The 13,515-nt window shown below is 73.3% G+C and carries 11 protein-coding genes; 6 read left to right on the top strand and 5 right to left on the bottom strand.

The window, feature by feature from the left end:
- Window positions 1-106: 106 nt before the first annotated feature.
- Window positions 107-1,294 carry a xylose isomerase gene (gene xylA / locus V1634_RS04845; RefSeq protein WP_331206503.1) on the bottom strand — a complete coding sequence of 396 codons (1,188 nt, stop codon included), beginning with the start codon at window positions 1,292-1,294 and terminating at the stop codon, window positions 107-109.
- 133 nt (window positions 1,295-1,427) lie between these two features.
- On the opposite strand from xylA, the gene V1634_RS04840 reads away from it, so the two are divergent.
- Window positions 1,428-2,708 (top strand): ROK family protein, encoded by a 1,281-nt coding sequence (locus V1634_RS04840; protein WP_331206502.1) that lies wholly within the window; start codon window positions 1,428-1,430, stop codon window positions 2,706-2,708.
- A 381-nt stretch (window positions 2,709-3,089) separates the two neighbouring features.
- On the opposite strand, the gene V1634_RS04835 is transcribed toward V1634_RS04840, so the two are convergent.
- Entirely contained in the window at window positions 3,090-3,566 is a 477-nt protein-coding gene (locus V1634_RS04835) for a MarR family winged helix-turn-helix transcriptional regulator (protein ID WP_107260285.1), read from the bottom strand.
- 116 nt (window positions 3,567-3,682) lie between these two features.
- On the opposite strand from V1634_RS04835, the gene V1634_RS04830 reads away from it, so the two are divergent.
- Complete coding sequence (locus tag V1634_RS04830; RefSeq protein ID WP_331206501.1) at window positions 3,683-4,810, top strand: PP2C family protein-serine/threonine phosphatase; 1,128 nt, start codon at window positions 3,683-3,685, stop codon at window positions 4,808-4,810.
- 40 nt (window positions 4,811-4,850) lie between these two features.
- Here the strand turns inward: V1634_RS04830 and V1634_RS04825 are convergent, their stop codons facing one another.
- The 3 genes from V1634_RS04825 to V1634_RS04815 form a co-directional block, all read right to left on the bottom strand.
- Window positions 4,851-6,335, bottom strand: a complete 1,485-nt coding sequence (locus tag V1634_RS04825; RefSeq protein WP_407951712.1) for a sugar transferase — start codon at window positions 6,333-6,335, stop codon at window positions 4,851-4,853.
- Window positions 6,336-6,613: 278 nt separating this feature from the next.
- Window positions 6,614-8,368, bottom strand: coding sequence for a substrate-binding domain-containing protein (locus V1634_RS04820; RefSeq protein ID WP_331206500.1), 1,755 nt, complete (start codon window positions 8,366-8,368; stop codon window positions 6,614-6,616).
- Window positions 8,369-8,566: 198 nt separating this feature from the next.
- Complete coding sequence (locus V1634_RS04815) at window positions 8,567-9,619, bottom strand: lactonase family protein (protein ID WP_331206499.1); 1,053 nt, start codon at window positions 9,617-9,619, stop codon at window positions 8,567-8,569.
- Between the two features lie 144 nt (window positions 9,620-9,763).
- Here V1634_RS04815 and V1634_RS04810 point away from each other — a divergent pair, with 144 nt between their 5' ends.
- From V1634_RS04810 to V1634_RS04795, 4 genes are all read left to right on the top strand, one after another.
- Window positions 9,764-10,591: a GntR family transcriptional regulator gene (locus V1634_RS04810; RefSeq protein WP_331206498.1), complete on the top strand. Its 828-nt coding sequence runs from the start codon at window positions 9,764-9,766 to the stop codon at window positions 10,589-10,591.
- Window positions 10,582-11,313 carry a (Fe-S)-binding protein gene (locus V1634_RS04805; RefSeq protein ID WP_331206497.1) on the top strand — a complete coding sequence of 244 codons (732 nt, stop codon included), beginning with the start codon at window positions 10,582-10,584 and terminating at the stop codon, window positions 11,311-11,313. The genes V1634_RS04810 and V1634_RS04805 overlap by 10 nt, the downstream gene beginning before the upstream one ends.
- A gap of 76 nt (window positions 11,314-11,389) precedes the next feature.
- Complete coding sequence (locus V1634_RS04800; RefSeq protein ID WP_331206496.1) at window positions 11,390-12,859, top strand: lactate utilization protein B; 1,470 nt, start codon at window positions 11,390-11,392, stop codon at window positions 12,857-12,859.
- A gap of 2 nt (window positions 12,860-12,861) precedes the next feature.
- Entirely contained in the window at window positions 12,862-13,515 is a 654-nt protein-coding gene (locus V1634_RS04795) for a LutC/YkgG family protein (protein ID WP_331206522.1), read from the top strand.

Here is a 13,515-nt window from a genome sequence, read left to right as displayed (position 1 = left end):
GGTGGGGTTGGTGGTTTGTTTCCGCCCCCCGCCGGGGGGGGGGGGGGGGGCCCCCGGGGGGCCCCCCCCCCCGACCCCACCACCGCGAACGGTGGGCAAGAAACACTCAGCGAGCCCCGAGCAGATGCTCCACCGCAAGCTGGTTCAACCGCACGAACCCGAAGCCCCGGGCCGACACCGCGTCCACGTCGAGGTCCTCGAACGCACTCCGGTCCGCCAGCAGGTCCGAGTACGTCTCACCCGGGTTGAGCGTCGGGGTGGCCAGTTCCGCCACCTTGCTGGCGGCGAGCGCCTCCTGCACCTCCGGGTCGGCCCGGAACGCCGCCGCCCGCTCCTTGAGCAGCAGGTACGTCCGCATGTTCGCCGCCGCCGAGGCCCACACCCCGGTGAAGTCCTCGGTACGCGACGGCTTGTAGTCGAAGTGCCGGGGCCCGGTGTACGCCGGCCCGCCCTGCGGCCCACCGTTCTCCAGCAGGTCCACCAGGGCGAAGGCGTTCAGCAGGTCGCCGTGCCCGAAGACGAGGTCCTGGTCGTACTTGATCCCCCGCTGCCCGTTCAGGTCGATGTGGAACAGCTTGCCGGCCCAGAGCGCCTGCGCGATCCCGTGCATGTAGTTGAGCCCGGCCATCTGCTCGTGCCCGACCTCGGGGTTCAGCCCGACCAGCTCTGGGTGCTCCAGCTCGTTGATGAAGGCGAGCGCGTGCCCGACCGTCGGCAGCAGGATGTCGCCGCGCGGCTCGTTCGGCTTCGGCTCGATCGCGAACTTCAGCCCGTAGCCCCGGTCGATGACGTACTGGCCGAGCAGGTTGACCGCCTCGCGGTAGCGGTCCAGCGCCGCCCGGATGTCCTTGGCCGCGTCGTACTCCGAGCCTTCTCGGCCGCCCCACATCACGAAGGTGTGCGCGCCCAGCTCGGCGGCGAGGTCGATGTTGCGCAGCACCTTGCGCAGCGCGTAGCGGCGTACGTCCCGGTCGTTGCTGGTGAAGCCGCCGTCCTTGAAGATCGGGTGGGTGAAGAGGTTGGTGGTGACCATCGGCACCACCAGACCGGTCTCCTCCAGCGCCTTGCGGAACCGGGAGATGTGCTGCTCGCGGGCGGCGTCGTCGGAGCCGAACGGGATCAGGTCGTCGTCGTGGAAGGTGATCCCGTACGCGCCCAGCTCGGCGAGCCGGTTGACCGCCTCGACCGGGTCGAGGGCCTCCCGGGTGGCGTCCCCGAAGGGATCGCGGGCGGGCCAGCCCACGGTCCAGAGGCCGAAGGAGAATTTGTCGGCAGGGGTTGGTTGGGCTGCCATGGCTGACCTCCAGGGAGACCGACTCGACGTTGAGGTGGGGCGCGGGTGCGAAACCCGGGGGTGACTCCCCGGCAACCCGGCCGATTTGTTTATCGGTTGAATTATTTGGCCGTGGTATGGCATTGTCAATAGCGTGGCGCAACCCGCGGCAGTGCCGGTCGGCGCGGCGGTGACCGCCGTCCGCCAGGCGAGCCTGCGCGAGCACAACCTGGCCCTGGTGCTGCGGCAGATCGCCACCGCCGGGCGCCCGCCGTCCCGGGCCGACCTGGCCACCGCCACCGGCCTGACCCGGGCCACCGTCTCCGCGCTGGTCGACGACCTGATCACCGGACGGCTGCTCACCGAGGTCGCCCCGACCCCCCGGTCCGGCGCCGGTCGGCCCGCGGTCGGCCTCACGCTCGCCGGTCACGGCCCCGCCGGCCTGGGGCTGGAGATCAACGTCGACTACCTCGCCGCCATCCTGGTCGACCTCGCCGGGACGGTACGACACCGCGCGGTGCACCGGGTCGACCTCCGGCCGGTGCCTCCCGCCGAGGCCCTGGGGCTGGTCGGCGAACTGATCACCGAGGCGGCGGCCGAGGCGGACCGGCAGGGCCTGGCCCTGGCCGGTACGGCGCTCGCGGTGCCCGGCCTGGTCACCGCCACCGGGCTGGTCCGGCTCGCCCCGAACCTCGGCTGGCGGGACGTGGACGTACCGGCGCTGCTCGGCGGGCATCCGGCGCTCGGCGGGCGCGGGCTCGGGGTGGACAACGAGGCCAACCTCGCCGCGCTCGGCGAACTGCACGCCGGCCCGCCCGAGTCCGGCAACTTCATCTACATCTCCGGCGAGGTCGGCATCGGCGCCGGGATCGTGCTGAACGGCACCCTCTTCCGGGGCGCCCGGGGCTGGAGTGGCGAACTCGGCCACGTGCCGGTACACCCCGAGGGGCTGCCCTGCCGGTGCGGCGGTCGCGGCTGCCTGGAGCAGTACGCCGGCCAGGAGGCCATCCTCGCCGCCGCCCACCTCACCGACCCACCCGCCGCCGGAACCGACCCGGCCCGGGGTCGACCGGCGGCACCCGCCCCGGGTGCGGCGGTCGCCCGGCTGGCCGAGGCGGCCACCCGGGAGGATCCGGCCGCGCACCGGGCACTGGTCGAGGCGGCGACCGCGCTCGGGGTCGCCGTGGCAGGGGTGATCAACCTGCTGGACGTGGACACGGTGGTGCTCGGCGGCGTCTACGCGCCGCTGGCCCGCTGGCTGGCCCCGACGGTCGAGGGCGAGATCCGCCGGCGGGTGCTGACCGCCGCCTGGTCACCGGTGACCGTCCGGGCCGCGCTGCTCGGCGGGGACGCGGCCGCCCTGGGCGCCGCCGGCTCGGTCGTGCGTACCGTGCTGGAGCAGCCCGCCCGGTGGCTCGGCCGCGCCGGACGGTAGCCGCGGGCACCCCCGGACGCTGCCCGACCGGCCGCTCGTCACCCGTTCCGCCCCGCCCGGCCGGTCCCGCCGGGGCACCATGGAATCGGCCACCGCAACCAGGGCGACCATGGCGGCGGGGCCGAGCGTCTGGTCGCTATTGTTGCCCCCGGACAACTATTCCGATCATCAACCATCGGACCTTCTCGACCAGCAGGGCGCGACGCACGCGCCCCGACTTCCACCTGCGGCCCGCACGGACCGAAGGGGGGCCGAGAAGGTTCTTCTGTGCCGACAGGAGTGCCAGCGCCGATGCGCACACCTCGACGACCCGGAGGACGGGCTGCGGGTCTTCCCGCGGGCCGGCGTCCGGGCCGCGCCGACGGGCGGCCGGTGGCCCGCTCAGGCCGACCGTTCGGTCGGCTCCACGTTCGCCCGGAACGCCTGGTCGAACTCGACGAGCCCACGCAGCAGCGCCTGCCGGCCGGCCGGACTCATCCCGGCGAGCGTCTCGGCCAGCCGCTCCCGGCGGTCGGCGCGGATCTCGGCCAGCAGCTTCTGACCGACCGTGGTGAGGTGCAGGGAGATCTCCCGGCGATCCGCCCGGCCCGGCTCCCGCTCCAGCAGCCCGGCCGCGACGAGCCGGTCGCAGAGCCGGCTCGCCGAGGAGAGCAGCATGCCGAGGATCCCGGCCAGCCCCCGCAGGTTGATCCCGTCGAACTGCTCGACCACCATCAGCGCCCGCAACTGCGAGCTGGAGAGTCGCCCGTTCGTCTGCTCCCGGGCCGCGTCCCAGACCGACAGCAGCGCCGCCGCGGCGGTGTCCACCGCGGTGGCGAGGGTCGGATCCGGTCCGCCAGGACCGCCGGATTCAGCCATGGTGATCCTGACCCTACCGCCGTCACACACTCGGCCGCACCGGTGCGTTCCGGCACAGCCCATCCGGATCATCCGGAACCGTACGCCCGGACGGCCCCCCGAGCGGCGGGCCGCCGATGACCGACAGGTTGGCCGAGATCCGCCGTACCCTGGCCGAGGCTCCGGCGGATCTCGTCGTCGAACGGCTCGGCACCGAGCTGAACAGGGCGTACGGGACGGCGGAGACCGAACTGCTCCAGGTCGACTACCGGCTGGCCGCCCTGGTGCCGCTGCACGCTGGCGACCCGGTGGTCGGGGCCGGCACCCCTGCCTGGCGGTGCTTCGACCACCAGACCCCGGTGCTCCAGGACGGGGCGCTCCACCTCCCGGTGACGATGCGCGGCGAGCGGCTCGGCGTACTCCGGCTCAGGCCGGCACCGGAGGACCCGCAGCGGCACGACGAGTTGGCGCAGGCGGCCACCGCGCTGGCGCACGAGCTGGTCGCGGTACGGCCCGGCACCGACAAGTACGCGGTCGGCGCCCGGACCCGCCGGCTCACCCTCGCCGCCGAGATGCAGTGGGAGCTGCTCCCCGGCCGGAGCCGGATCCGTCCCTCGTTCAGCCTCGCCGGGCAGCTCGAACCGGCGTACGCGGTGCGCGGCGACAGCTTCGACTGGGCCGACGACGGCCAACGGCTCTGGCTCTCCACGATGAACGGGATGGGTGAGGGGGTGAGCGCCTCGATGCTCACCTGCCTCGGCACCAACGCGCTGCGCAACGCCCGCCGGGCCGGTCTCGAACTCGCCGACCAGGCCGCCCTGGCCGACCAGGCGATCTACGCCTACCACCAGGGCATCCAGCACCTCTCCGCGCTGCTGCTGGAGCTGGACCTGCACACCGGGGCGGTGACCGCGGTGGATGCCGGCTCGCCCCGGCTGCTCGTGCTGCGCGAGGGCGAGGTGCTCGACCAGCCGCTGGACGACCAGTTTCCGCTCGGCATGTTCGACGGCACCATCTATCAGTCGCAGAGTTTCCGGTTGATGCCGGGTGACCGGCTCTTCGTGGTCAGCGACGGCGTCCTCGACGCGACTTCCCGCACCGGCCGGTACGGCGACACCACGGTGTACCGGTCCGTCCGGCGGACCAGGTCGATGGCACCGCTGGAGGCGGTACGGTCACTCCTCGGCGACCTGCGGGCGTACGTCGGCAGCAGCGACCTGGTGGACGACGCCGTGGTGGTCTGCCTGGACTGGTACGGAAGCTGACCGCACCACCGGCGGGGCGGGACGGTCCGGGGCCCCGGGGTCAGTACGCGCCGCGGGTCCGGACCACCGCGCCGAAGGTCTTCCACAGGATGGTCAGGTCGGCGGCGAGGGACCAGTTCTCCACGTAGTAGAGGTCCAGCCGGATGCCGTCCTCCCAGCTCAGGTCGGAGCGGCCGCTGATCTGCCAGAGGCCGGTCATGCCCGGTTTCACCAGCAGTCGGCGGGCGACGTCACCGTCGTAGCGGGCCACCTCGGACGGCAGCGGCGGGCGCGGCCCGACCAGGCTCATGTGCCCGAACAGCACGTTGGCGAGCTGTGGCAGCTCGTCGAGGGACCACTTGCGCAGGATCCGGCCGACCCGGGTGACCCGGGGATCGACCCGCATCTTGAACATCAGGCCGTCGGTCTCGTTCTTGGTGGCCAGCTCGGCCAGGAGCGCGTCCGCGTTCACCACCATGGTCCGGAACTTGTACACCCCGAACTCCCGGCCGCCCTGGCCGACCCGGATCTGCCGGAAGATCACCGGCCCCCGGCTGTCCAGCTTGATGGCGAGGGCGATGGCGGCGAGCAGCGGCAGGGCGACCGCGAGCGCCGTGGCGGCCAGCGCCCGGTCCACGAAGGCCTTGACGACCTTCCGGGCGCCCCGGAACTCCGGCGCCTCGACGTGGATCAGGGGCAGCCCGGCGACCGGCTGGGTGTGGATCCGTGGCCCGGCGACGTCGGTCAGCGCGGGGGCCAGCACCAGGTCGATCCCGGTGCCCTCCAACTGCCAGCCGAGCCGGCGCAGCCGGGTGGCGGTCAGCTCGTTGGAGGCGGTCACCGCGACCGTGTCGGCGTTGATCGCCGCGGCGGCGTCGACGATCGCCCGGAACGAGCCGAGCACCGGCACGTCACCGAGGCGCTGCGGCACCGGGGCGAGCAGCGCGTCCGGGATGCAGGCACCGACCACCTGGTAGCCGGCGTACGGCTCACGGCGCAGCGTGTGCACCAGTTCCAGTACGTGCGCGGTGTCGCCGACCGCCAGCACCCGCCGGGACCAGCCGCCGCCCCGGGACCGGGACCGGTGCAGCCGTTTCCGGGCGGCGAACCGGGCGACCACCAGCCCGACCGTGCCGACCGCGAACGAGATGCCGAGGAATCCCCGGGAGACTCCGACGTCGGCGAGGTAGCCGGTGATCGCGACTCCCCCGGCGAGCCGCAGGCTGGCCGAGGTGACCCGGCGGTACTCGTCGGCGCCGTAGCCGAGCACCCGGTGGTCGTAGCAGCGCAGCGCCTTGAGCGAGACGAGCCAGGCGACCACCAGGGCCGGCCCGACGATCACGTACGGGATGTCGGAGCCGCGCGGCTCGTCACCGCCGAACCGGGCGAAGTAGCCGCCGATCACCGCCAGCACCAGGATGACGGTGTCGAGCACCAGCAGTGCCCGGATGTAGCCGCGCTGACGTGTCCGGGATGACGAGGCGGATGCGCCCGAGGCGGGCTCTGGAGGCATCGTGGTGGGGCTCAGCAGTGTCGCCGACGTCACCGGCCCTCCCTCGCTCCAGGGGACACCCGGTCAGCCGCTCGCTGCCCTGGCAGAGCGGCCCCCGAGGCACCTCGACATCTTCACCTACCGGGGGCATCACTGAGAGCTTCCGACAGATTACTGTCATTTGTTTGCGTCGCCGGTACCCCGGCTGCTCACGTTCTCGGACCGGTGGTGTCGGCCGGAGAAGCGCGACGCCCGCCGTACCGGCACTGGCCGGTAGGGCGGGCGGTCGAGCGGGATCGCGGCCGGCGGGCCGGCCGCGACCGGAGCCGGAGTCAGCGCGGAGGCGCCTCCCTGCGGGCGGCGATCGCCTGCAGGAAGATGTCGCCGATCTTGGCCGGGTCCTCGGTGACGAAGGCGGCCCCACCGGTCACTCTGGGGATCGAGTCCAACTCGGCCTTGCTGACCTCGGCACCGATGCCGATGATGATCACCTGGACCGGGCGGTCCGGGTCCTTGATCCGCTTCAGCTCGGCGAGCAGTTGCGACTGGCTGACCCCGTTCTCGTCCTCGTTCTTCCCGTCGGTGAGCATCACCACCGAGTTGACCCGGCCGGGTTGCCAGTCGTCCTGCACCGCCTTGTAGCCGGCGAGGATCGTGTCGAAGAGGCCGGTGTTGCCGAGCCGCTTGGGGGTGATGGCGGCGAGCTTGCTCTCCAACTGCTCCCGCTGCGCGGACATCGGGCCGATCGGTACCAGCGAACGGTAGTCGCGGGAGCCGTTCAACTCGGTGGAGAAGACCCAGAGGCCGAGTGCCCAGGAGTCGTCGAAGAGCGCGAGGCCGCGCTTGGCCGCCTCCAGCGTCACCTGCATCCGGGTCGCGTTGTTGGCGGTCGGCACCTTCTCGAACATCGAGCCGGAGATGTCGATGATCGCCAGCATCCGGCCGGACTGGGTGGCGACCGCCCAGCTGGAGAGCACCCGCTCGATGGTCGCACCGTCGCCGCCACCGGCCGTACCGCCGGGGTTGGGTGCCGCGGTGGTCGGTGCCGGCTGGGTGCCGGCGGGGCTCGGCGCGCCCCGGGGCGGTGCGAAGCCGTCGGCCCAGGTGCCGTCCGGCGCCCGGAGCCCCTGCCCGGCCAGCTGCCGGCGGAAGGCGTCGGTGTCGAGCGCGGCGAAGAGCTTCTCGGCGGCCGCCGCCTTGGCCGGCTCGGTCCCGGGCATCACCGCGTACGGGTAGTCGAGCGAGATCGGTGCGGGCTCCAGATAGAGGGCGGCGAGCGGAACCGGCGGCTTCTTGGCGTTGAACTCGATGACGTCCTCTTCGGAGAGTGCCGCGGCACCCAGTCCGCGGGCGATGGACGTCTGGTCGGTCGCCTGGGGGAACCGGGCGATCAGCTCCTCGCGGACCGCCGAGGCGCCGGTGGCCAGGGCCCGCAGGGCGGCCGTGGTCTTCTGCTGGGCCTGCGCCCCGCCACCGGACTGGGCGGCGGTGGCCAGCGAGAGCAGCCCGGAGAGCCCGGCCGCGTCCCGGCTCGGCTCGACGAGACCGGTCTTGAGCTGAGGTCCGCTGGTGATCCTGCCGAGCAGGTCCTTCCAGCCGAGCTTCTTCTCCGGCCAGCCGACCGTGGTGGCGAGCGGCTCCGGCATGGCCACCACCACGGGGCTGCGCGCCACCGAGGTGTTGTTCTGCGGCGCGAACGCGGGTGCCTGCTGGCGCAGCCGCAGCAGCCAGGTGGAGGAGTCGGGGAGCCAGACGTTGGGGAGCGCGGTGCTGCCCCCGGCTTGTCCGACCTCGGAGAGCGACACACCGTGCTGTCCGGCGACGGCCGCGGCCACGTCCACGGACTCGCTGGCGGTGACCTGGACGGCGACGCAGAGACCGTCGACCTCGACTTCGTCGGCGCTCAGGTCGGCGGCGGTCTTCTCGATGGCCGGAGCGATCTCCGGCGCCGCGGCGACGGTGAGCGTCAGCTCTCCGGAGCAGTCGGAACTCGTCCACTGCTGATAGCCAAACCACCCTCCCACCGCGACGAGGACGAGCGCCATCGCGCTGGCGATGGCGCCCGCCCCTCGGATACTTCTACGCATGCGATGGCGGCCGGGCACCTGACCATCTTGAGGGCTTCTGCGAAGTCGTGCCAGGGGCGAACGGTGGAATGTTACCGAGGCAGCACAGACTTTCCGAAGATCGTTCACTTCAGGTAGTCGGGTGGCCCCGGAACGTCGAGAATGCCGCCCAACAGGGCAGCATCGGACCACCACCCGCCAAAAAGATCTTATGGATATTTATCCAAGAATTAAGGACCCGGCGCCGAACACGCACGTCGGACTCGGCACCGCCACCGGGGAGGGCGACGCCGCCGGAATACCGGAGTCGGGGTCCACCGCGAAGACCAGCACCGCGTCGGCCCGCTCCTGCGCGACGTAGAGGTGGCCGCCGAGCAGCGCCAGGTGCCGGGGCCAGTCCCCGCCGCCGGGGACCTCCGCCAGCCGGCGGGGCAGCGCGTCGTCGAGCCCGAAGACGCTCACCGTGCCGACACCCCGGTTGGCCAGGTAGAGGAACCGGCCGTCCGGGCCGACCACGATCTCCGAGGGCTGGACGTGGCCCGGGCGCCCGCTGGCCTCGACCCGCCCCCGCTCGACCGGCCCGTCGGTGCCGTCGAGGGCGTACGCGGTGACGGAGGCGTCCAGCTCACCGGCGAGGTAGCAGCGCCGACCGTCCGGATGCCGGGCCAGGTGCCGGGGACCGGTGCCGGGACGGGTCGGGTACCGGGCGGTTTCGTGCAGCCGGCCCTGCGGGTCGCGGTCGTACCGGTAGAGCGTGTCGGTACCGAGGTCGACCGCGAGCAGCCCGGTGCCGACCGGGTCGGGCGAGACCATGTGCGCGTGCGGCCCGGCCTGGCGCTCCGGTACCGGCCCGCCGCCGTCGTGCGCGACCAGGTCGGTCCGGTCACCGGGCGCCCCGGTCGGGTCGAGCGGGAGTACGGCGACACTGCCGCTGCCGTAGTTCGCCACGAAGAGGAACTCCCCAGCCGGATCGACGGCGAGGTGGCACGGATCGGCGCCGCCGGTGGAGCGGCTCCCGAGCGGGGTCAGCGCGCCGTCGGAGTGGATCGTCCAGGCGCTGACCGTACCCTCCGGCAGTTCGTTGACGGCGTAGAGCACGGGTAGCCGGGGATGCCGGGCCAGGAACGACGGCGACGGCGTAGCGGCCACCACGCCGAGCAGGTCGAGCCCGCCGGTCCCGGCGTCCCGGCGGGCGGCGACGATGCCGGTACCCCGTCCTCCGCTCTGCGCCGTGTAGCAGCCGATGTAGACGATCTCGGCACCGCTCGACATGCCTCGCTCCGTTCCCGGCCGACCACTCACGGTCGGGCCGCTCCGGCACGATCAAACCAGAGCCCGGCGCCGCCGGCCCGGCGATCGCCCGGCCGGGGTCCAGGATCTTCCGGCTGCGGACCGAACCCTATAGGATCTTCGATCGTGAACGGGCTGCTCCGACCGGCTCGCCGGACCACCCTCGCCGACGACGTCTACGAGTCGGTGCGGGCCCTCGTGATGGACCATGCCGTGGCCCCCGGCGAGCGGATCAACATCGACGCGCTGGCCCGCCGGCTGGAGGTCTCGCCGACCCCGGTCCGCGAGGCCCTGGCCCGGCTGGAGTCCGACGGACTGGTCCGGAAGCGGCCGCTGGCCGGCTACACCGCCGCACCGCTGCTCAGCCGGACCGAGTTCGACGAGCTGGTGGAGATGCGGCTGATCCTGGAGACCGCCTCGGCCCGGCGGCTGGCCGAACGCTTCGCCGGGCAGCCGGCCGGCGACACCGACGAAGAGGGCGGTGGCGGCACCGCCGAGCCCCGGGCGGCGTCCGGCGACAGCGCCGAACCCCGGGCGGCGTCCGGCGACAGCGCCGAACCCCGGGCGGCGTCCGGGGACGCCCCGGCCGGGCTCGTCGGCGAGCTGGCCGAACTCCGCCGCGAGGCCGAGCTGCCCGACCAGACGCCCGGGACCGAGGGCTTCGCCGCGATCGCCGCCTTCACCGCCCAGGACGCGCGCTTTCACCACCTGCTCGCCGAACGGTCCGGCAACCGGATGCTGCACGCGGCCGTGGTCCGGCTCCGCGCCCACCTGCACCTGTTCCGGCTGCACTTCCCCACCGCGCACTACGGGACCAGCACCCGGGAGCACCTGCGGATCGTCGACGCGATCGGCACCGGCGACCCGGACGCCGCCGGCACCGCCATGCGCGACCACCTGCTCGCCGCCGCCGACCGGCACCTGCCGTTCTTCGAAGGAACCCGATGCGGATAGCCCTCTTCGTCACCTGCGTCAACGACCTGGTCTACCCGGGCACCGGCCGGGCCGTGGTACGCGTACTGGAGCGGCTCGGCCACACCGTCGAGTTCCCGGTCGAGCAGACCTGCTGCGGGCAGATGCACGCCAACAGCGGCTACCGGGCCGAGTCGCTGCCCCTGGTGCGCGGCTTCGTCGACACCTTCGGCCGGTACGACACCGTGGTCGCCCCGTCCGGCTCGTGCGTGGCGATGGTGCGGGAGTCGTACCCCCGGCTCGCCGCAGGGGACCCGGGCCTGGCGGCGGCGGTCGCCGACCTCGCACCCCGGATCCACGAACTCTCCGAGCTGCTGGTCGACGTGCTCGGGGTGACCGACGTCGGTGCCGTCTTCCCGCACCGGGTGACCTACCACCCGACCTGCCACGGCCTGCGGATGCTGCGGCTGGGCGACCGGCCGCTGCGGCTGCTGCGCGCCGTGCGCGGGCTGGAACTGGTGGCGCTGCCCGGCGCCGAGGAGTGCTGCGGCTTCGGCGGCACCTTCGCGGTGAAGAACGCCGACGTCTCCGCCGCGATGCTGGCCGACAAGTGCGCGGCGGTACACGACACCGGGGCGGCGTACGTGGCGGCGGCGGACAACTCCTGCCTGGCGCACATCGGCGGCGGCCTCTCCCGGCGGGAGGGCTCGGCGCCGGGCGGCCCGCGCGCCATCCACTACGCGGAAATCCTGGAGCACACATGAGCCGACCGGTAAGGAAGGGCCCCTTCCTATCGCTTTTTGTCGTAGAAGGGCCCCCTCCTAACACTCAGGAGCGGGCATGAGCACTGGTACCGGGAACATCGTCGCGCCGCTGCCGTTTCCGACGGCGGCCCGGCGCGAACTGGCGGACGGGCAGCTCCGGGCCAACCTTCGCCGGGCCACCCACACGATCCGGGACAAGCGGCTCCGGGTGGTCGGCGAGGTGCCGGACTGGGAGGCGCTGCGCCGGGCCGGCGCGGCGATCAAGGACGACGTACTGGCCCGCCTGCCGGAGCTGCTCGAACAGTTCGAGGCCGCCGCCACCGCCGCCGGAGCGACCGTGCACTGGGCCCGGGACGCGGCCGAGGCGTGCGCCCTGGTCACCGAGCTGGTGCAGCGGACCGGCAGCACCGAGGTGGTCAAGGTCAAGTCGATGGCCACCCAGGAGATCGGCCTCAACGAGGCGCTCGCCGAGGCCGGGATCGCGGCGGTCGAGACCGACCTGGCCGAGCTGATCGTGCAACTCGCCGACGACACCCCGTCACACATCCTGGTACCGGCGATCCACTACAACCGCCGGCAGATCCGGGACATCTTCGCCAGCCGGATGCCCGGGGTCGACCTCGACGCGCTCACCGACGACCCGCCCGCGCTCGCCGAGGCGGCCCGCCGGCACCTGCGGGCCAAGTTCCTCAGCGCCCGGGTGGCGATCTCCGGCGCCAACTTCGCGATCGCCGGGAGCGGGACGCTGGCGGTGGTGGAGTCCGAGGGGAACGGCCGGATGTGCCTGACCCTGCCCGAGACCCTCATCTCCGTGGTGGGGGTGGAAAAGCTGCTGCCGACCTTCCGCGACCTGGAGGTCTTTCTGCAACTGCTGCCCCGCTCCTCGACCGGCGAGCGGATGAACCCGTACACCTCGCTCTGGACCGGGGTCACCCCGGGAGACGGGCCGCAGACCCTGCACATCGTGCTGGTCGACAACGGGCGTACCGCGACCCTGGCCGATCCGGTGGGCCGGCAGGCGCTGCGCTGCATCCGCTGCTCCGCCTGCCTGAACGTCTGCCCGGTCTACGAGCGGGTCGGCGGGCACGCCTACGGGTCGGTCTACCCGGGCCCGATCGGCGCCATCCTCTCCCCGCAGATGACCGGACCGGAGGCGGGCGCGAACCGCACCCTGCCGTACGCCTCGACGCTCTGCGGCGCCTGCTTCGACGCCTGCCCGGTCCGGATCGACATCCCCGAGGTGCTGGTGCACCTGCGGCAGGTTGGCGTGGACGCGCGCCGGGGCCGGCCCTCGGCGGAACGTACCGCGATGCGGGCGCTGGCCTGGACGATGCGGGACCGCCGCCGGTACGCTGCCGCGCTCCGGGCCGCCCGACGCGGTGCCGCCCCGCTGCGGCTGGCGGCCGGAAGACGCGGACAGGTACGCCGGCTGCCCTGGCCGCTCTCGGCCTGGACCGCCAGCCGGGACGCCCCACTGCCGGCCAGCCAGACGTTCCGGGACTGGTGGGCCGGGCGGGACCCCACGAGCGCGCGGGAGGAGCGGTGACGATGGTGCCGAGTTCGGCCCGGGCGGAGATCCTGGCCCGGATCCGCGCCGCCCGGCCCGGCGGGACCGTGCCGGTGCCCCGGGACTACCGCACCGCCCCGGCCGCAGGCGACCAGGTGGCGGCACCCGCCGACGCGGAGCTGATCGAGTTGCTGGTCGACCGCCTCGTCGACTACCGGGCCACGGTACGCCGCTGCGGGCCGCAGCAGGTGCCCGAGGCGCTGGCCGAACTGCTGGGCGAGGTGCCGACCGTGGTCGTACCCGGGCAGGTGCCGGGAGAGTGGCTCTCGACGTACCTCGGCCGGATCCGGCGGGACGGCGACCCGGAGCCGCTGACGGTGGCCGACCTCGACGCACCGGGCGTGGCCGTGGTCACCGGCTGCGCGGTGGCGATCGCGCAGACCGGCACGCTGCTGCTGGACGGCGGGCCGGACCAGGGGCGCCGGCTGCTCAGCCTGGTACCCGACCACCACCTCTGCGTGGTGCACGCCGCGCAGGTGGTCGGCGGGGTGCCGGAGGCGCTGGCCCGGCTCGCCGACCCGACCCGGCCGATCACCCTGGTCTCCGGGCCGTCGGCGACCAGCGACATCGAACTCGACCGGGTCGAGGGCGTGCACGGGCCACGCCGGCTGGACGTGCTGGTGGTCACCGGCTGA

Source organism: Plantactinospora veratri (assembly GCF_036421995.1).
Taxonomy (GTDB): domain Bacteria; phylum Actinomycetota; class Actinomycetes; order Mycobacteriales; family Micromonosporaceae; genus Plantactinospora; species Plantactinospora veratri.
Note: the sequence above shows the minus strand (reverse complement) of the source record. Positions and strands in the feature narration are given on the sequence as shown.